At 68.5% G+C, this 19548-nt stretch carries 16 protein-coding genes; 9 read left to right on the forward strand and 7 right to left on the reverse strand.

Annotated elements, in window-relative coordinates:
* Positions 1-616: 616 nt before the first annotated feature.
* From AB0L97_RS10950 to AB0L97_RS10960, 3 genes are all read right to left on the reverse strand, one after another.
* Positions 617-1912: a bifunctional o-acetylhomoserine/o-acetylserine sulfhydrylase gene (locus tag AB0L97_RS10950; protein ID WP_355072679.1), complete on the reverse strand. Its 1296-nt coding sequence runs from the start codon at positions 1910-1912 to the stop codon at positions 617-619.
* A 48-nt stretch (positions 1913-1960) separates the two neighbouring features.
* Positions 1961-2476, reverse strand: a complete 516-nt coding sequence (locus AB0L97_RS10955) for an OsmC family protein (RefSeq protein ID WP_355072680.1) — start codon at positions 2474-2476, stop codon at positions 1961-1963.
* Positions 2477-2557: 81 nt separating this feature from the next.
* The gene (locus AB0L97_RS10960) at positions 2558-3697 is read right to left on the reverse strand and encodes an AI-2E family transporter (RefSeq protein WP_355072682.1); all 1140 of its coding nucleotides are present in this window, start codon (positions 3695-3697) and stop codon (positions 2558-2560) included.
* Positions 3698-3844: 147 nt separating this feature from the next.
* On the opposite strand from AB0L97_RS10960, the gene AB0L97_RS10965 reads away from it, so the two are divergent.
* Positions 3845-5305 (forward strand): SDR family oxidoreductase, encoded by a 1461-nt coding sequence (locus AB0L97_RS10965; protein ID WP_364427586.1) that lies wholly within the window; start codon positions 3845-3847, stop codon positions 5303-5305.
* A gap of 18 nt (positions 5306-5323) precedes the next feature.
* On the opposite strand, the gene AB0L97_RS10970 is transcribed toward AB0L97_RS10965, so the two are convergent.
* Entirely contained in the window at positions 5324-6250 is a 927-nt protein-coding gene (locus AB0L97_RS10970) for an alpha/beta hydrolase family protein (RefSeq protein ID WP_364427963.1), read from the reverse strand.
* Positions 6251-6620: 370 nt separating this feature from the next.
* Between AB0L97_RS10970 and AB0L97_RS10975 the strand changes: the two genes are divergently transcribed.
* From AB0L97_RS10975 to AB0L97_RS10990, 4 genes are all read left to right on the forward strand, one after another.
* Positions 6621-8042: a condensation domain-containing protein gene (locus AB0L97_RS10975; RefSeq protein ID WP_364427589.1), complete on the forward strand. Its 1422-nt coding sequence runs from the start codon at positions 6621-6623 to the stop codon at positions 8040-8042.
* On the forward strand, positions 8039-9679 hold the full coding sequence (locus tag AB0L97_RS10980; RefSeq protein ID WP_364427592.1) for an MFS transporter: 1641 nt from the start codon (positions 8039-8041) through the stop codon (positions 9677-9679). The genes AB0L97_RS10975 and AB0L97_RS10980 overlap by 4 nt, the downstream gene beginning before the upstream one ends.
* The gene (locus AB0L97_RS10985) at positions 9676-10575 is read left to right on the forward strand and encodes a glucosyl-3-phosphoglycerate synthase (RefSeq protein ID WP_364427595.1); all 900 of its coding nucleotides are present in this window, start codon (positions 9676-9678) and stop codon (positions 10573-10575) included. The genes AB0L97_RS10980 and AB0L97_RS10985 overlap by 4 nt, the downstream gene beginning before the upstream one ends.
* Positions 10576-10699: 124 nt before the next feature.
* Positions 10700-11986 (forward strand): VWA domain-containing protein, encoded by a 1287-nt coding sequence (locus AB0L97_RS10990; protein WP_364427598.1) that lies wholly within the window; start codon positions 10700-10702, stop codon positions 11984-11986.
* An 85-nt stretch (positions 11987-12071) separates the two neighbouring features.
* Here the strand turns inward: AB0L97_RS10990 and AB0L97_RS10995 are convergent, their stop codons facing one another.
* Positions 12072-12347: a hypothetical protein gene (locus tag AB0L97_RS10995; protein ID WP_355072692.1), complete on the reverse strand. Its 276-nt coding sequence runs from the start codon at positions 12345-12347 to the stop codon at positions 12072-12074.
* Positions 12348-12663: 316 nt separating this feature from the next.
* Here AB0L97_RS10995 and AB0L97_RS11000 point away from each other — a divergent pair, with 316 nt between their 5' ends.
* Entirely contained in the window at positions 12664-12957 is a 294-nt protein-coding gene (locus tag AB0L97_RS11000; protein WP_195077704.1) for a hypothetical protein, read from the forward strand.
* A 138-nt stretch (positions 12958-13095) separates the two neighbouring features.
* Complete coding sequence (locus AB0L97_RS11005; protein ID WP_364427603.1) at positions 13096-14517, forward strand: DUF1254 domain-containing protein; 1422 nt, start codon at positions 13096-13098, stop codon at positions 14515-14517.
* Between the two features lie 332 nt (positions 14518-14849).
* On the opposite strand, the gene AB0L97_RS11010 is transcribed toward AB0L97_RS11005, so the two are convergent.
* Positions 14850-15293, reverse strand: a complete 444-nt coding sequence (locus tag AB0L97_RS11010; RefSeq protein WP_364427606.1) for a hypothetical protein — start codon at positions 15291-15293, stop codon at positions 14850-14852.
* Positions 15294-15539: 246 nt separating this feature from the next.
* Between AB0L97_RS11010 and AB0L97_RS11015 the strand changes: the two genes are divergently transcribed.
* Together AB0L97_RS11015 and AB0L97_RS11020 are read left to right on the forward strand one after the other, a co-directional pair.
* Complete coding sequence (locus AB0L97_RS11015) at positions 15540-16769, forward strand: cytochrome P450 (protein WP_356965225.1); 1230 nt, start codon at positions 15540-15542, stop codon at positions 16767-16769.
* A gap of 8 nt (positions 16770-16777) precedes the next feature.
* A complete protein-coding gene (locus AB0L97_RS11020; protein WP_355072698.1) occupies positions 16778-17503 on the forward strand; it encodes a TetR/AcrR family transcriptional regulator in 726 nt (241 codons plus the stop codon).
* Between the two features lie 7 nt (positions 17504-17510).
* Here the strand turns inward: AB0L97_RS11020 and AB0L97_RS11025 are convergent, their stop codons facing one another.
* Positions 17511-19523, reverse strand: coding sequence for a TerD family protein (locus AB0L97_RS11025; RefSeq protein WP_364427610.1), 2013 nt, complete (start codon positions 19521-19523; stop codon positions 17511-17513).
* Positions 19524-19548: the final 25 nt, after the last annotated feature.

Genomic DNA, 19548 nt, shown 5'->3' on the forward strand with positions numbered 1-19548 from the left:
CGTACGGATGCGCGGCAGTTCGATTTATTTTCGATTGCGGTGAAACGCGCCCCTGCCAATCGAATCCGCGTGACAGCGCCGAATAGCCCTGTCGCCGTGGTCAACCAATCGCGACTGCGCTGCTGCTGGTTTTCTTCAACGGAAATCAGGGAAACCACCCTCGAAACGGGGCTTTGCCCCGCTGCGCGGGTTCCGAGCCACGCCGTGGCCTGATCAAGAGCCCATCCGATCCCCCGTCGTGTGGGGGCGTTCGAGGTGGTTGGCGAACTGGTCAGCACGACACTCCGCGACGGCTACCTCACCTCGGAGCGGATGCGCTTCTTCGCGGCCAAGTTCCGCGAAGCGGCCCAGGCATCCGACAAAGCGGTCGAAGCGCCCCGCAGTGACATCGACACGCGGGCATCGAGCACGTTGAACCAGTCGGGCTGCTGGTCCTGGGCATGTACGGTGACCGTGTACGGGTGCTGCGGAGAGGCTGTGTTCGCGGACTCCAGCGAGTTTGCGCCGGGGCAATGTTTTTCGCGGTTAGCAGCGCGCCCAAGGCGGGTGTGCGGCTCCCGTGCGGGAGGAGTTGACCACCCGATCCCCGCCGGGCACACCCGGCGGGGCCAACGCGTCAGGATGCCGCGTCGAATCCGGCGCGCAGGTCGGCGAGGATGTCGTCGATTCCCTCGATGCCGACCGCGAGTCGGACCAGGCCGGGGGTGACGCCCGCGGCCAGTTGCTCTTCCGGCGTCAGTTGCGAGTGGGTGGTGGAGGCCGGGTGGATCACCAGCGAGCGGACGTCGCCGATGTTGGCCACGTGGCTGTGCAGGCGCAGCGCCTCGACGAACCGCTTGCCCGCGTCCACGCCGCCCGCCAGCTCGAAGCCGATCACCGCGCCGGTGCCCTTCGGGGCGAGGGCGCGGCCGCGCTCGTACCACGGCGACGACGGCAGGCCCGCGTAGGACACCGAGGTGACTTCCGAACGGGTGGTGAGGAATTCGGCCACCGCCTGCGCGTTCTGCACGTGCCGCTCCACCCGCAGACTCAGCGTCTCCAGGCCCTGGCTGATCAGGAACGCGTTGAACGGCGAGACCGCCGAGCCGAGGTCGCGCAGCAGTTGCACGCGCGCCTTCAACGCGTAGGCGGGCGCGCCGAGTTCGGCGTACACGACACCGTGGTAGCTCGGGTCGGGTTCGGTGAAGCCGGGGAAGCGGCCGCCGGTCCAGTCGAACTTGCCGCCGTCCACGATCACGCCCGCGATGGCCGCGCCGTGTCCGCCGAGGTACTTGGTGGCCGAGTGCACGACGATGTCGGCGCCATGGGCCAGCGGCTGGATCAGGTACGGCGTGGCGACGGTGTTGTCCACGATCAACGGCACACCGTTGTCGTGGGCGACGCCCGCGATCCCCGGGATGTCGAGGATGTGGTTCTGCGGGTTGGAGATCGTTTCGCCGTACAGCGCCTTGGTGTTCGGGCGGATGGCGGCTTTCCACTGCTCGAGGTCGTCGGGGTCGTCGACGAACGAGACCTCGATGCCGAGCTTGGGCAGCGAGTAGTGGAAGAGGTTGTAGGTGCCGCCGTAGAGCCGGGGGCTGGACACGATGTGGTCGCCCGCTCCGGCGATGTTGAGGATCGCGAAGGTCTCCGCGGCCTGCCCGGAGGCCAGCAGCAGAGCGGCCACGCCGCCTTCCAGGGCGGCGATGCGCTGCTCCACCGCGTCCTGGGTCGGGTTCATGATCCGGGTGTAGATGTTGCCGGGCTCGGCCAGACCGAACAGCGCCGCCGCGTGCGCGGTGTCGCGGAAGGTGTAGGAGGTGGTCTGGTAGATCGGCAGGGCGCGGGCGTTGGTCGTGCCGTCCGGAATCTGTCCGACGTGGATCTGCTTCGTCTCGAAGCTCCAGTCCTGCGACAGGTCGGGTTCGGTCATCGGGAAGGTCCTCCTTCTGGTGAGTGATCGAGCTGGTTGGGACGGCGGCTAATCGGTGATCAGCCTGGTGTCGACCGGAGTGCGCCCGGTCGTGAGATCCAGTACCGGGCAGTGTGCGTCGACGGCCTGCTGGAGTTCGGCATAGCGCTGCTCGGTCTCGGGCCCGCTGAGGCGGACGGTCACCCGCACCGCCTGGAAGCCGGGGCGAACGTTCTCATCCAAGCCGAAGAACCCGCGCACGTCGAGATCGCCTTCGGCGCTCACCGCCAGTTCGTCGATCGTGATGCCGAGGCGCTGGGCCCAGAACCGATAGGTCACCACTTGACAGGCGATGAGCGACGCCAGGTACACCTCGACCGGATTGGGCGCGGTGTCCGCGCCGCCGAGCGCGGGTGGTTCGTCCACGCGCACGGTGTGCCTACCGAGCGTGATCGCGCTGCCCACTGTCCCCTCGGGAGTCCCGGAGGCACGGAACACCACCAGCGCGTTCGCCGGGTCGTCGGCCACCGCCTTCGCCGTCGCGTCGGCGATGTCGTTGAGCGGGGTGCCCACATCAGTTGTCATGTCCACTGACGCTAGAAACCGCAGGGGGCGACGGCGATAGTTACATTCGGACTGAGTGCAAGGATGGCGCGCGGTACTGCGTCAGTCCGCGGGTTCGCTCTCCGGTTCCGGCGGTGGCGCGGTGGCCGCGTCGATCTGCTCGCCGAGGTAACGCAGGACCACCGCGGCGATCGCGACGACCGGCACGGCCAGGAACGCGCCGACGATCCCGTAGAGCGAGCCGCCCGCGGTGACCGCGAGCAGCACGATGACCGCGTGCAACTGCATGCTGCGGCTCTGCAACACCGGTTGCAGCACGTTGCCCTCCAGTTGCTGTACGGCCACGACGATGCCGAGCACGATCAGCGCGGTGACGAAGCCGTTGCCCACCAGCGCGACCAGCACCGCGAGGGCGCCCGCGACGAACGCGCCGACCATCGGCACGAATCCGCCGAGGAAGGTGATCACCGCGAGCACCAGCGCCAGCGGTACCCCGAGGATGACCAGACCGGCGCCGATGAGCACCGCGTCGACCAGGCTGACCAGCGCCTGGGTCCGGATGAACCCGCCGAGCACGACCCAGATCCGGCTGAGCACCTCTTCCAGGTGCCTGCCGCCGCGGCTGCCGGAGACGCTGTGCAGCCAGGGCAGGAAACGCGGCCCGTCCTTGACGAAGAAGAAGCTCAGTACCAGCACGAGGAACAGGGTGATCAGCGCCGACGTCGCGGTGGTCACGCCGCTGAATACGCCGGTGGCGATCTGCGCGGAACTCGACTGCAACCGGGACACGATGGCGTCGACCGCCGAATTCAACTGCTCTTCGCGGATTCGCAACGGCGGCCCCTGCAACCAGTCGCGCACCTGGTTGACGCCCGCGCTCGCCTTGTCGGCCAGTTCCGGGACCTGGTCGACCACCGAGGGCACGATCAGCGCGATGACACCGGCGAGCACACCGAGGAAACCGAGCACCGCGAGCGAGGCCGCCGCGGCGGGCGGCAAGCCGCGGGCGGTGAGCCAGCGCACCGGCGGCCACAGCACGGTGGCGATCACGATCGCCAGCGCCACCGGCAGGATCACTACCCACAGCCGGGCGACCAGGAAGCCGAGCACCCACGCGCCCGCCGCGATCGCGACGATGCACACCGCCCACTTGGCCAGCCACAGCAGGCCCACACCGATGACATCACCGCGATCACGCGGCGTGAGTTCGTCCGGTTTGTCGCTTTTGCTGCGTTCGCTCACCGGCCCAGTCTGGCACGCGCCACGAGATCGAGCGGGACTCGTGATCAGGCGACGCGGTCGATTCCGGGTTCTGTGCGCACTGGAGTCGCTGTTTGGCCCCGGCATCCCCGGTCATCACCTGAGCAGGTCATCGGAAGGGTGGTTGCCGTGCGGTGTGTGGTGTTCGGTGCGACCGGCTACATCGGCGGACGGCTGGTGCCGGAGTTGCTACGCGCGGGTCACTCGGTTCGCGTGCTGGCACGCACACCCGGCAAGCTCGCCGAGGCCCCCTGGCGCGATCGCGTCGAAGTGGTGGCGGGCGACGTGACCTCGGCCGCCGACGTGCGCGGCGCGCTGGCGGGGCAGGAGGTGCTGTACTACCTGGTCCATTCGCTGACCCGCGCTGACTTCGACACGGTGGACCGGGAGGCCGCCACGCTGGTCGCGGCCGAGGCGGCGCACGCGAGGCTGACCAGGATCGTCTACTTGGGCGGCATCGTCCCGGGTGCGCAGCGGCTGTCGCGGCACCTGGCCTCCCGCACCGAGGTCGGCGAGATCCTGCAGGCGGGCGCGGTACCCGCCCTGGTGCTGCGGGCCGCGGTGATCATCGGTTCCGGCTCGGCCAGTTTCGAGATGCTGCGCTATCTGACCGAGCGTCTGCCGCTGATGGTCACCCCGCGCTGGGTGCGCAACCGGATCCAGCCGATCGCGGTGCGTGACGTGCTGTATTACCTGACGCGGGCGGCGACGCTGCCCGAAGGCGCGGGCGGCGCGTTCGACATCGGCGGCCCGGACGTGCTGACCTACGTACAGATGATGCGCGCCTACGCCGAAGTGGCCCAGCTGCCGCGACGGCTGATCGTGCCGGTGCCGGTGCTGACGCCGTGGTTGTCGGCGCAGTGGGTGAATCTGGTGACCCCGGTGCCGCGCGCGATCGCCGTTCCGCTCATGGAGTCGCTGATCAACGACGTGGTCTGCCGCGACCACGCGATCGCGGGCCTCATCCCGGACCCACCGGACGGACCGACCGGTTATCGCAGAGCAGTCGCGTTGGCGCTGGAGAAGATTCGCGATCTGGACGTACCGACCAGGTGGTCGGACGCCCATCCGCCGGGCGCGCCGTCGGACCCGCTGCCCACCGACCCGGCGTGGTCGGGCGGGTCGCTGTACCGGGACGTGCGCGAACGCCACACCGATGCCGACCCCGCGACGCTGTGGCGGGTGATCGAGGCTATCGGGGGCGAGCACGGCTGGTATTCCTTCCCGCTGGCCTGGTCACTGCGCGGTTGGATCGACCGGCTCGCCGGCGGCGTCGGTCTCGGCCGTGGACGCCGCGATCCACACCGGCTGCACGAAGGGGAGGCGCTGGATTGGTGGCGGGTGGAGCGGATCGAACGACCTCGGATGCTGCGCCTGCGCGCCGAGATGCGGGTACCGGGACGGGCGTGGCTCGAGCTCGCGGTCGAGCCGGACGGTCCGGGCGCCACCTACCGCCAGTGCGCGGTGTTCGAACCGCACGGACTGGCCGGGCATCTGTACTGGAAATCCATCGCGCCGTTCCACGCGGCCATCTTCGGCGGGATGGCGCGCAATATCACCGGCGCCGCGGAATCTTCCCGCGCGCGGTGACGCGGCCCGCTCACCCGGCTATCCGGTGGCGGGGGTCGCCAGCGCCGCGGCGATCAGCGGCCACGAGTTGTGCAGGTCCTCTTGCCAGTAGCCCCAGGAGTGCGTGCCGGAGGGACGGAAGTCGAACGTCGCGGGGATGTTCAAGGCACGCAATCGATCGCTCAGGACGTGAGCGCACTGGTTGATGATCGCCTCCAGGAAGCCGCCGGTGACGAGCTGGCTGACCAGTTTGTCGCGATTGCCGTCGATGCCGGGCCCGTCGGGCCGGTCGAACGGTCCCGGCATGCCGGTGCCGGTGGAGACGTAGATGGCAGTGCCGCGCAGTTGATCCGCGTGCAGGTACGGGTCGTTGGCGGCCCATCGGGGATCGGTGGGCGGGCCCCACATGTTGAGGGCGTTGCCGCGCCAGCGGGTGACGACGGCGGCGACCATGGCTTGGCCTTGCGGATCGCTGGTGCGGACGCATCCGCTGTAGGAGCCGACGGCTCGATAGAGCCCGGGTGCGTTGAGGGCGAGCTGGAATACCGAGGTGGCCGCCATGGAGATTCCGGCGACGGCGTTGGCGCCGTTGCCGGCGAAAGCGGCGTCGATCAGCGGCGGCAGTTCTCTGGTGAGAAATGTCGTCCAGCGTTGCCTGCCCAGCACCGGATCGTCCGTCCGCCAATCCGCGAAATAACTTCCCTCGCCGCCCATGGGCACGACGACATTCACTTGTTTGTCCCGGAAGAAATCCTCGATATCGGTCCGATCGGTCCAGTTGCTTCCTTCCGAGCCGCCGCTGGCTCCGTTGAGCAGATACAGCGTCGGCGCGGGTGCCGAATTATCCGGTGCGCGGATGACTTTCACCGGGATCGTCGTACCCATAGCGGCGGAATGGATCCGCACGTCGGTCAGCCGACCGGTGCCAGGCTCGATGCCGACCACTCGGGCGTCATCCGCGGTCACCGTGTCCGGTGTCCGGGCCGTAGGTTCCGCTGTCGCCGCAGGCCAGGCCGGTGACAGCGGTGTAGCGGCGAGCGCGAGCGCGACGGCGATCGAGGTGATGATCGCGCCTGGCCTGCCTGTCGTTCGTGCCCGCACGCAAGACCTCCGAACCTGCTTCGTGCACCGTAGTGGTGGCGAAAGTAGGGCGCGGTCACGATGCCCGGCAAGCGCTCGCGAGCATTCTTGGGAAACTCGACGACCCGCCCGCGCCGTCTGCTGGTGGTGGTCACAAGATTCCGTGCTACCCATGGTCGTCGGATGATCGAAGTCGTTAACTTTCATGGGGGTTCAGCCGAGGATTTCTCCTCGCCGGCACGAATCGAGAACACCTGTGGTCAATTTCGGTTTCATCGACGAATGGCATCCCGCTGCGGGAAAGCTCACCAGTTGGCGCGCGGCACCGGAATCGCTCGCCGCGGCGCGCCGTGCCCCGGCGCATCCGGCGCCGCCGTCACATCAGCAGGAGGAATACCTGCGCACCACATACCGCAATGCCGATGCGGGCTTCCGCGTTTCGCGGGTGTGCATGCTCGCGTTCACGATTCCCGGCGTCCCGGACCATGCCGCGCTCACGCGCACGGTCGACGCTTTCCTGCGCAGGCACGACACGTTCTGGAGCTGGTTCGTCCGCACCCCGGAGGACCGGGTGGAGCGCCGGGTACTCGACCCGGCGGACATCCGGATGGTGCCGACCGAACACGGCGTCCACAGCGAAAGCGACACCATCCGAGCGCACGTCTTCGCCGAGACGCCCGGCCCGCTGGACTGGGACTGCTTCAGTTTCGGCGTCATCGAGCACGCGGAGTCGTTCACGATGTACGCGGCAGTGGATCACCTGCACACCGACGGTGTGGCACAGGCACTGTCGTGCGTAGACCTGCTGACGCTCTACGGCAGCGAATTGTCCGGCGGCAGCCCGACTCTCGCGCCGGTGACCGGCCACATCGCGTACTGCGAGCGCGAGCGCCGCCACAGCGCCGAGCTGACCGCCGACTCATCGCAGATCTCCGTCTGGCTGGATCTGCTGCGGCGCAACGGCGGTGACGTGCCCGGTTTCCCGGTGGACCTGTGGGTCGACGGAGACCAGCACGTCCGGGGCGCGCAGGTGACCACCGTCCTCATCGACGAACCGGGTGCGCTGCGCTTCGAGGAGGCCTGCCGGGCGCACGACGGCCGGTTCACCGGCGGACTGTTCGCCGCGGCCGCGCTCGCGGAGATCGAATTGGCGGGTGGCGACTGGTATTTCGGTCTCACGCCGGTGAACACGCGCCGCACCGACGGCGAGGCCGCCTCGGTCGGGTGGTACACGAATCTGATCCCGGTGGCCTTCTCGGTGGGCGCCGAGCAGTCTTTCGCGGACGTGGTAGCGGCGGCGCAGCAAGCATATGACCAGGGCAAAGACCTGACCGACGCGTCCTTGCACCGGGCACTGCAACTGGCGCCGCCCGAACTCGGTATCCGCACTCGGCCGGGTTGGAACGCGCGCATGCTGTCCTACCTGGACATTCGCAAAATGGCGGGCGTCGAGATGTTCGACAAGATCGACGGCGGCATGTTCGCCAACCGCGGCAGTTCGCGCGAGGTCTACATCTGGATCAACAGGTTCACCGACGTCACCACCCTCAGCCTGCTGTTCCCCGACACGCCGCAGGCGCACGAGGCGATCGGGCGCTACGTCACCGCCATGCAGGCGATCGTGGCCGACGTCGCCGCGAAAGGCGACCGCGCGGTGCGGGTCGGCGCCCTTCCATGAGTACGCGGGCGAGCATCGCCACCGGCACGCCTTCGGTGGTCGTCGGCCCGCCGGAGTGGGCCGCGCTGGGCGCGTGCCTGCTCGCGGTGTTCATGCAGATGCTGGACATGACGATCGTCAACACCGCGCTGCCGAGCATCGCCAAGGATCTGGCGGCGCCCGGTTCGGCGCAGGTGTTCGTCGTGGCGGGCTACAGCCTGGCCTTCGCGGGCACACTGATGACCGCCGCGCGGATCGGGGAGTCGATCGGGCGGCGGCGCGTCTTCCTCGGCGCCATGGCGGCGTTCACCATGGCCTCGGTGTGGTGCGGCCTGGCCCACCTGCCCGGCGAGCTGATCGCGGCGCGCGCTGTCCAGGGCCTGTCCGCCGCGGCGATGTCCGCGCAGGTCATCGCCATCATCAGCGCGGTGTTCCCGAAGGGCAAGCAGCCGTTGGCCTTCGGGTTCTACGGCGCGGCCGCCGGTCTGGCGGCCATCGTGGGGCCGTTGCTCGGCGGCGCGGTCATCGCTTCCGATCCGTTCGGCCTGGGCTGGCGCGCGATCTTCCTGCTGAACGTGCCGCTGTGCGTCCTGGGGTTGCTGCTGGCGCACCGGCATCTGCACGTCGGCAGGCCCCCGACCAGGGAACGGCTGGATGTCGCCGGCGCGCTGCTGGCGAGCAGCGGACTGGTCGCCCTGCTGTATCCGCTCGCGGCCGGACGGGAACAACGCTGGCCCCTACAGCTGTTCGGGCTGCTCGGCGCCGGGCTCGGGCTGCTCGTCGTATTCGTCTGGCATCAGCGCAGGCGGCTGCGGGCCGGGGAAAGCCCGCTGCTGCGGATCGATCTCTTCGCGGACCGGGGTTTCGCGGTCGGCTCCGTGCTCACGCTGCTGTTCTTCGGGATCTTCGCCGCGTTCTTGTTCACCGTGTCGGTGATGGCGCAATCCGGCTTGGGATTCACCGCCTTGCGAACCGGAATCCTGGTGCTGCCCTTCGCGCTCGGCGGCGCGTGTGGCGCGCTCACCTCGCCGATCCTGGTGGCGCGGCTCGGCAGTCGCGGGCTCACCCTCGGGGTGCTGGTGTTCGCGGTCGCCATCGTGGTCATCGCGCTGACCGTCGACCCCGAGGACGCGGCGATCGATCTGGGGCGGCTCGCCGTACCGGTCTTCGCCGCCGGAGCCGGGATGGGGCTGTTCGCCGCGCCGCTGCCCGCGGCCATGATGGCGGGCGTCGCGGAACGGGCGACCGGTTCGGCGTCCGGAACGGTGCCGACCGTGCAGCAGATCGGCAGTTCGCTGGGCGTGGCGGTTCTCGGCGCGCTGTTCTTCCGCCGGGTCGACGCCGACACCGACCTCGGCGTCGGTCATGCGAAAGCCGTTCTGGCGGCATCGCTGACGAACTCTCCGGCGACGACCGCCCAGCGCGACGGTGTCGTCACGTCGTTCGCCGACTGCGCCGAATCGGCGCTGCGTTCGCCGACCCCGCACCTCGACGCGCACACCTGTCCCGGCGCGGGGGCCGACGTGGCCGGACAGATCGCCGCCGCGCACACCTTCCTCGCCGCCTGCGTCACTGTGCTGTGGATGGTCGCGGCGATCGCGCTGGTGCTCGTCGTGCTCAGTCTCGCGCTGCCGTCGCGGAACGGGGAGCCACGGTGACGGCAACCGGCGTCGTGCACTACGACCGCGCGTGGTCGCACGACGAGCTACTCGAACGCAAGCGGCACCGCACCGTCTCGGTGGTCGTTCCCGCTCTGAACGAGGAGGACACCGTCGCGGATGTGGTGGGCTCGATCCGTGACCTGGTCGGCACCTTGGTCGACGAGCTGATCGTGCTCGATTCCGGCTCCACCGACCGGACCGCCGCCCGCGCCCGAGCGGCGGGCGCGACCGTCTATTCCCGCGAGCAAGCGCTGCCCGCCGTGCCGCCGTGTCCGGGCAAAGGGGAGGTGCTGTGGCGGTCGCTGGCGGTGGCGTCCGGTGATCTCATCGTGTTCGTCGACGCGGATCTCGTCGCTCCCGACCCGCGGTTCGTGCCGTCGCTGCTCGCGCCACTGCTGTCCGACGACCGACTGCGGTTGGTGAAAGGGTTCTACCGCCGGCCGTTCGGCGACGCTCCCGACGGCGGCGGACGCGTCACCCAACTCGTGGCCCGGCCGCTGCTCACCGCGCTCGCGCCGGAGCTGGCCGAGTTGCGCCAGCCGCTGGGCGGCGAGTACGCGGCCACCCGGGAACTGCTGCGGTCGTTGCCGTTCGCACCTGCCTACGGCGTCGAGATCGGCATCCTGATCGACACCTGGCGCAGGCACGGGGCCGGCGCCATCGGGCAGGTCGATCTCGGCGCCCGCGTGCATCGCAATCGGCCGCTGCACGAATTGGCCGAGATGAGCAGGCAGGTGATCGCGACGCTGCTCGACCGGTTCGGAATCCCCGATTCGGGCGTCCCGCTGACGCAGTATCTCCCGGACGGCTCGAGCTGGCATGCGGTGCCGGGCGCGGCGCCCGCGGCCGATCGGCCGCCGATGGCCACGCTGAGCGGCACCGGTATCCGCTGACGGCGATGGCGAATTCTGCGGCGGGTGAACCGGTATCGCCGCGGCGAACACTCCGCATCCGGCCCGGGCCGGCCTTACCCTGATCCCGGTGACGATTGCGGAGTGACGACGGCTGGGAGCTTCGATGGGCGCGGCATTGGTCAAGGGTCAGAACGGTGTGCTGGACCTGGCTCACGTACTGGTGTCGGTGCGCACCGAGGCGGCGGTCGATGTGTCGGCGCTACTGGTGACCGAAGTGGGGCGCGTGCGATCCGACGCGGATTTCGTGTTCTTCAACCAGCCCAGCGCGCCCGGTGTCGCGCTGGCGGCGGGAACGCCCGGAGTGCTGTCGGTTTCGCTGGGTGATCTGCCCGCGGACATCGCCCAGTTGCGTGCGGTGCTCACACTCGACGATCCGGCGCAGACCTTCGGCCGGTTCGCGCCGCCGGTCGCCACGGTCGCCGACGCCGCGGGAAACGTTCTGTACGAGTACCGCATAGAAGGGTTGAGCAGCGAATCCGTGGTGATCGCGCTCGAGCTGTACCGCCGCCAGGGGACGTGGAAGGTGCGTGCGGTCGGGCAAGGCTATGCGGGTGGGTTCGCCGCGCTGGTCACCGATCACGGGGTGAGTGTGGACGAGGAACCCGCCGGTGCGAACGTTCCTTCTCCGGATCGGCCGGTGGCGAATCTCGCCCCGGCGGCGGAGGTGTTCACCGTTCCCGGCGAGGCGAAGCTCTCCTTCGAAAAGCGCGCGAAACTGGACCTGCGCAAGCGTGAGGTCGCGAAGGTCCTCATCGACAAGGACGCTTTCGGCATCCGTGCCCGCGTCGTGCTGGTCATCGACAAGACCGGCAGCATGCAACGGCAGTACCGCGATCAGGTGGTGCACCGCGTCGTGCAGCGGATGATTCCGGTGGCCACCCAGCTCGACGACGACGGCACCTTGGAGGCGTACCTGTACGCCCTCTCGTTCGCCAAGCTGCCCGACATCACCGTCGAGCACGGTGACGACTGGGCCCGGACCTATCTGCATCTCGGCGGAACCCACGGCGACATCGATTACGACCGGCTCGGCGGCCGCAACGACGAACTGCCGGTCATGCGCGACATCATCGACTCGTTGCGCCCTGGTGGCCGTCCCACGCTCGTGTTGTTCTTCACCGACGGCGGCTTCGCCAAGAAGCGCGAGATCACGGCGCTCATGCGCGAAGCCGCGCGGTTGCCCGCCTTCTGGCAGTTCGTCGGGCTCGGTCGCGCCAACTACGGTCTGCTGCGCGCTCTGGACGAATTGTCCGACCGGGCGGTCGACAACGCGGGTTTCTTCGCCCTCGACGACATCGATCAGGTCGACGACGCGCAGCTCTACGCCCGTTTGCTCGGGGAGTTCCCGGACTGGCTGCGCGCAGCGCGAAACGCGGGCATTCTGCGCTGACAGCGCGAACCTGCCCTGCTCACCGCGCATCGCCCGCTTGTCATAGCGAAAGGCTATAGCGGTTCGCGATTCGGTCCGCGGCGGATCAGCCGATGACGGCGTTCATGATGGTGCCCGCGCTGGTGGCCACCACCCCGCCGATCATGGCTCCGGCCACCATCTTCGGTGACTCGAGTCCGCCGCCGGTCCACTTCTCCCAGGCGAAGCGGCCACCGGCGTAGATGATGCCGCAGATGCCCGACAGGAGCACGAACCACGTCAGGTAGCGGACCAGTTGGAGGAACTTGTCGGAGATCGGCGGTGCCTCGGGGCTGGGATTGCCGATCTGCGCCAGGGTGTCGTAAGCGGCGGCCAGGATCATCGTCGTTCGCTCATTCTGGATTCGGGACAGGGGCAAGTGATTCGCTGAGAAGATCGTATCCGTTCGCTCGCCGCGATGCAGTCAGGTCCATGTAGCGCAGGGAAGTTCGTGTTTCCCTCGCCCGCGCCCGGGTAGCCGAACTCCTGAGCCTGCTGCCCGTTCCGCCGCTGGGCGCGAAGGTTCCGCGCAGTGCGCGCACCGCGGCGGCGTCTGGGCCCGTATCCTGGTTCGTGGCCGAATTCATCGGTGGTCGAACGGCTTTCGCAAAGCGGCTGGTCGGCGGCAGGGTTGTATTCGAGCGTAGAGGGAGTAGACGGTGAGCATCATTCTTGCGTCGGTCGGCGATTCGTTCACGACGTTGGCGCAGATCGGCAATCCGACCCCGGAGGCGCCGCCCCTGGCGGACAAGCTCTTACAGTTCGTCCGGTACCTGACCTGGTTCGCGCTCGCGTCGGGCATCGTCAGCATCATCTACGCGGGCGGCAGATTCGCCTGGGAGAAGTGGAGCGGCGGCGGATTGCAGTCGCCGAAGATGATCGCCGGCGCGATGATCGGCGGGGTGGTGGCCACCAGTGCGGGCACCATCATGAACACCGTCCTGGAATTCTGAGCGAGGGCGGCGCTCCTTCCCGCGTGTTCTCGCGGCGAACCTCCGCAAACGCCCTCGAGCTGCGATTTCCGTCGCGGAGTGCGGTCGCGCTCCGGTGCGGGAATCGCGGTGCCGATAGGATCGGAGGCGGAGCGGATCATGGACGAGAGGACCGAAGGCAAGCTCACGATGTCGCGGCGCACGGCGCTCGGCATCGCGATGTCGTCGGTGGCCGCGTTGGGATCGGCGGCATGCGGCGGATTCGGCCAGGATTCCGGGCCGCATCCCGCCCCAGGTGACGCTGCCACGATCGCCAAAGACGCCTACGTATTCGGCTACCCTCTGGTGCTGCTGGACGTCACCCGGGTGGCTGCGGAGATGGTCACGCCGATCAACCGCTTCCACCACGCCGCCTCGCTGCCCACCCCGGCGCAGCGAGACGTGGTACGGCTCGACCGCGACACGCTGCGTTCCACCGCGTGGCTCGATGTGGCGAGCGAGCCGATGGTGCTGAGCGTCCCCGCGCTGGACGAGGGCCGGTTCTGGCTGGCCAAGGTGACGGACGCCTGGACGAACAACGTGCACAACCCCAGCAGCCGTCGGCCGGCGACTGAGTCGGCCGGGCCGCCGTATACCTATGCGGTGACCGGTCCGGGGTGGTCGGGTGCGCTACCGGAAGGTCTCACGCCGTTGCCGATGCCGACGCCGACGGTGTGGCTGATCGTCCGGATCCGGGTCGACGGCGAGAGCGATCTCCCGGCGGTGCGCGCCGCGCAAGAGGGATTGCGATTGGTGCCGTTGAGCGCTTGGGTGGCGGGCACCGAGCCGCCTGCGCCCACCGGGACGGGGCAATCGAGCGTACAGCCGCCACCCGAGTGGGTCGCCGGGATGGACCCGCGGGTGTTCTTCGACCGGATGTGCGCGTTGCTGTCGACCAACCCGACCGCGCCCGAGGACGCGCCCGCCATGCGGCGGTCCGAGAAGATCGGGATCCGGCCGGGTGGCACAGTCGAGGGCATTTCGGATACCGAGCTCACGGCGGCGGTGGAGACCGCACGGCAGCAGATCCCGGTATCTCTGGGGGCGCGGACGGTCAACGAGAACGGCTGGCTGGTCGACCCCGACGTCGGCAGGTTCGGCACCAACTATCTGCTGCGCGCCGTCATCGCTCACGTGGCGCTCGGCGCCAGCCTGATGACCGAGAACGCCTACTATCCGACGCTGTTCGCGTCGACGGACGCCGGAGGTGGCACGGGCCGATTCCGGCTGCATTTCGCGCCCGGCCAGTTGCCGCCCGTGGACGAGTTCTGGTCGCTGACCGCCTATGCCGCCGACAACTATCTGGTGCCCAATCCGGCCGGCATCTACGCGGTCGGCCATCCGGATCCGGTGACGGTCAACCCCGATGGGTCCGTCGACATCGCGTTGCAGTACACCGACCCGAGGGCGGGCGTCGCGGCCGGGAACTGGCTGCCGATTCCCGAATCCGGACAATTCTCGCTGACCCTGCGCCTGTACGCGCCGAAGGCGGAGGCCGTCCAGGGGCGCTGGCGTCCCCCGCCGCTGTTACCGGTGCTCTGACGCGATTCGCGCGAAGTCCCGCCGCTCTCGGCGATCGGGTGACAGGTACCGCTGGTCAGCTACTTTTCCGCAAACAGGCGGATGTACTCCGGGACGGATCTGGCGCTGCGACCGATCGCATCGGGAGGCGGAACGGGATCATGGAGGACTGGACCTCATCGCGATACGATCTCACACTCCAGCAGCACGATCCCGGTCCGGCGTCCCCAGGGGCAACTGGTTGCCCATCCCGGAATCCGATCCGTTCTCGGCGAGCCTGGCGTTGTTCGCGCCCAAGCCGGTGGTGTTGCGGAGGCGATGGCAGCCGCCGCCGCTGATCACGCTGCGCTGAGTCAGTCGTCGCCCGCCCAACTCCAGCGTGGGACCTCGCGGATCGGGTGCAACTCCGAATCGCTGGTCGCATGCGAATTCTGCTGCGCCACCCGTGATCCGAATGCGACGTGCTCATAGACCGCGGTGCGGAACTCTTCGTTCTCCAGCAGTCCGGCCTCCTCGAAGGTCTGCATGTACACCTCGACGAAACGTTCCCGCTGCTCGTCGGTGATCCGCAGGCCGCGGTGCACCGCGATGATGTATTCGAATCCGAGCTCTCGGGTAAATCGATCCGGGCCGCCGAACGATTCGGCGGTGAACCAGGTGAGATGGTCGACGTGTCGCGGCAGTCGTTCGGTGAACAACGTCTTCAGCACCGGGTCGCTGAGCGCTTTGTCGTAGAACGCCGCTTCGACACGATGGAGCACCTCGTCGCCGCCGACGTGGTCGTAGAGACTGGGCATGGCACCTCCGGCCGGAGTAGGGCTGCTGCTCTCATTAGAGGTGGTCCGCGGCGTCGGTGTACACCTGAATCGGGGTAATGGCCGATACCTGCCACCTCCGTCCGTGGTCCGGTGGGCGGACCGGCGGCATGAAAAGTAAACGGGTTTTACTAAACGCTGTTCACGAAGCTCGGTTCTGTGGTTGCATCACTGGTGACCGTGTTCGCCAGGTCTGCGCCCAGACCGCCGTAGGAGTTAGCCGTGACCGTGACCACGCCCTCGATCCCGACGGGTTTCGACTTCACCGACCCCGATCTGCTCGCCACCCGCCTGCCCATCGAGGAGTTCGCCGAACTGCGCCGCACCGCCCCGGTATGGTGGTGCGCTCAGTCCGATCGGGCCAGCGGTTTCGACGACGGCGGCTACTGGGTCGTCTCCAAGCTCGCGCACATCAAGGAGATCTCCAAGAATCCCGAGGTGTTCTCCTCGCACGAGAACACCGCGATCATCCGGTTCAACGAGGAGACCACGCGCGAGCAGATCGACATGCTCGGCGACATGCTGTTGCTCAACCAAGACCCGCCCAAGCACACCAAGACCCGCCGCATCATCTCCAAGGGCTTCACCCCGCGGGCGGTGGAGAGCCTGCGCGCCGCGCTGACCGAACGCGCCGCGCGGATCGTGCACGAGGCCAGAAAGTCCGGCAGCGGCGACTTCGTCGAACAGGTCGCCTGTGAACTGCCGTTGCAGGCCATCGCCGAACTGATCGGCATCCCGCAGGAGGACCGCAAGAAGATCTTCGACTGGTCCAACCAGATGATCTCCTACGACGATCCCGAATTCGAGGGCGATCACCACGCCGCCACCGCCGAGGTGATGGGCTACGCCTGGAACATGGCCGAACAGCGGCGCGCCTGCCCGGCCGAGGACATCGTCACCCAGTTGGTGAACGCCGATATCGACGGCGAGCACCTCGGCTCGGACGAGTTCGCGTTCTTCGTCATCCTGCTGTCGGTGGCGGGAAACGAGACCACGCGCAACTCGATCACCCACGGCATGAAAGCGTTCGTTGACCATCCCGAGCAGTGGGAGATCTACCGGCAGCAGCGTCCGCGCACCGCGCCCGACGAGATCGTCCGGTGGGCGACCCCGGTCACGGCCTTCCAGCGCACCGCCACACAGGACACCGTGCTCGGGGGCCAGGAGATCAAGAAGGGCCAACGGCTCGGACTGTTCTACAGCTCGGCCAATTTCGACGAGGAAGCGTTCGCGGATCCGTTCACCTTCGACGTGCTGCGCGATCCGAACCCGCACGTGGGCTTCGGCGGCACCGGCACGCACTACTGCGTCGGCGCGAACCTGGCCCGGTTGCAGATCGATCTGATGTTCAACGCCATCGCCGACGTGATGCCCAACCTGCGCCAGGTGTCCGAGCCGGTGCGGCTGCGGTCGGGCTGGCTGAACGGGATCAAGCGCTGGGACGTCGAATACGCTTGAATCGATCAGTGCAACAGTCCAGACCACGGGGCCGCGCGCCGGTGGTGACCGACACCGACATCCGGCGGGTGGCCAGCGCGCTGCTGGTCGAGCGCGGGCCCGATGCGGTCACCCTGCGTGCCATCGCGCGCGAACTCGGAGTCACCGCGCCCGCGCTGTACCGGTACTACGACTCGCTCGAAGACCTGCTGGAGCGGCTGCGGCTGGACTTCTGCGCCGACCTGGCCGGGGAACTGACCGCCGAGATCGCCACGCTGCCCGACGACGGCGCCGCGCAGTTCTTCGCCATCTGCCGTGGCTTCCGGCGCTGGGCGCTGACGCACACCAGGGAGTTCACCCTGGTGTTCGCCTCGCCCGGCGCGGGCCAGGCCCGCGCGCTGCGCCGCTTCGACGAGCCCTTCGGCCGGGTTTTCCTGGCCGCGGCGGGCAGGCTGCTGGCGAACTACGACATCGTCACGCCATCGACGGACGTCATCCCGCCGGAGTTGCGTGAGGATCTGGTGCACTTCCAGACCGAACTGCTGGCGGCGCTGTCGGAGTCGGGCCAGAAGTTCCCCGCCGAGAAACTGGATCTGGGTGTGACGTACCTGATGATCCAGATCTGGGCGCGGCTCTACGGCCACGTCACGCTCGAGGTGTTCGGGAATTACCCGATACCGCTGGACAATCCGGAGATCCTGTTCGACGCGATGCTCGCCGATCTGGGCCGCACCGCGGGCCTGCTCGGCGAGTGAGCCGGGTTCAGATGCGGGCGCCTTTGGCCCGGTTGCACGCGCGGCACAGGATCTGGAGGTTGGCGGCGCTGGTCGCGCCGCCGCGGCTGAGCGGGATGACGTGGTCGAACTCCAGGTAGTGCCCGTCGCCGCATTCGACGCAGCGGCCACCGTCGCGCTGCCACACCTCCGCTTTCACCTCTTGCGGGATGCTGCGGGTGTCGCGCTGGCCTGGCGTGAGAACGAGACGTTTGGCCACGCGCAGCGCGCCTTCCAGCGCGGCCGAGACATAATCCGGATCGTCGACGGCGAAGGTCGCGCCGCCGCGCGCGGACGTGGCCGCTAGTACCACCGTTCCCTGTTCCGCGTGCACGGAAACCACTCGTGACCACGGCATCTCGATGCCGGTGTCGGCGCCGACGAAACGTAGCTTCTTGTTGCTGCCGATCAGCCTGCCCTCGGTGAACTTCGGGCCGCGTGCGAGCTGACGCACGTGCGTCGCGGGCAGATCGAGGTGCACCGTCTCCTCTGGGTCCAGGTGCAGGCCGGGCGTGCGGACGATCGGCAGATCGCCCGTACGCAGCCGGTAGAGGGTGTGCCCGCGATGCATTCGCCTGCGCAGATCCTCGATCAGCGGTCCGCCGAGCGCGAGTTCGGTGACCGCGTGCTCGAACAGTTCCAGTTCCGCGTGCCGTACTTCACCGTCGGCGAAGGCGAAGGTCACCAGCCGCTCCACGTAGCTGAGCCCCGCGTCGCGCAGGACCGCGCGGCCCGCTTCGGCGTCGATGCGCTGGTAACGCAGTGATGCCCACAGGTCCGCCCACTCGGGGCCGCGTGGCCCGTGGCCGGTGAGCACCCGCCACGCCCTGGTGTGCCAGTGGACGAGGTACTCCTCGATCTCCTGGGCGCATCTCTGGCACGGCGCGAACCCACCGAAGAACTTGCGGCGCAGCGTGTTTCCGCAGCGTGCGCAGTGGCGGTCGCCGGGCGGGGGTCGGAGATACCGGTCCTCGGTCCATATGGTGCCGTCCCACCAGCGCATGGTCTGCGGGTTGTCCGGATCCGGGTGCCAGTCCGCGAGTTCGGGGTGCGGGGGCGGAGGAGCGGGCGGTGCGGTGTCGCGGCTGTGCCGGTGGAGGTCGACCGTGCGGTGGGTGTGTGGGCGCGGCAGGGGAGATGTATCGCCACGGTCGAGCACTTCGGTGCGTGGCCGGGCGGGGATGTCTACGCCCGGGTGTTCTTCGGTCCCTTCGAGCCGCCCGGGCGAGTCGTCGGTGCGGATGGGTTCGCGTTGGACCGGCGCGTTTTCGGCGAGGTCCGTTCCGATTTCCGCGGGAGTTTCCCCGTTTCGCGCGGAGTGGCCGGAGGGCAACGATCCGTGGGAGAAGCGTCGGGCCGAGGTCGGGTCGTGCCGAGCGGACCGTTCGGTGGCGGGTTCCGCTCCGGCCGGAGAAAGTCGTTCTTGCGCGGACGGATTCGCCGCCGGGCGGCGCACCCGGAACGGGTTGGTGGGATGCGTGGTGCGGGCGGGCGCCGAGGGATCGTTGACCTGGACGCCGAACTCGGTGACCAACCCGGCCAGTCCGCTGGACCAGCCCTGGCCGATCGCGCGGAACCGCCACTGCCCGTCGCGGCGGTAGAACTCGCCGAACATCAGCGCCGACACCGCCTCCGCGTCGTCGATCTCGAACGTCACGACCGCCCCGTCCACCGAGTGCACGGCGACGGTGAGCCCGCGGATGTCGCCGAAGGTGCCGTCCTCCAGCGAGCCGGAGACGACGATGCGGTCGACGTCGGCTTCCGTGCGCGGCAGCGAGACGCTCAGCCGCGCGGTGCCCGGCGCGGGCTCCTGATCGAGGGTGACCGCCTGCGAAACGTGCCGCGGCGCGTTGTAGAACACCAGGTCGCGATCCGAGCGCACCGCGCCCGACGCGTCCAGCAGCAAGGCATGCGCGTCCACCGTGTGCTCCGATCGCCATGAAACGACCACGGCTAGAAGGGATGTCGGTACCGCTGCGTTCGCGCCCTTGCTGAGTTTCATGGTGCTCGAACTATGCCATGAGCCT

Source organism: Nocardia sp. NPDC051911 (genome assembly GCF_040681035.1).
Taxonomy (GTDB): domain Bacteria; phylum Actinomycetota; class Actinomycetes; order Mycobacteriales; family Mycobacteriaceae; genus Nocardia; species Nocardia sichangensis.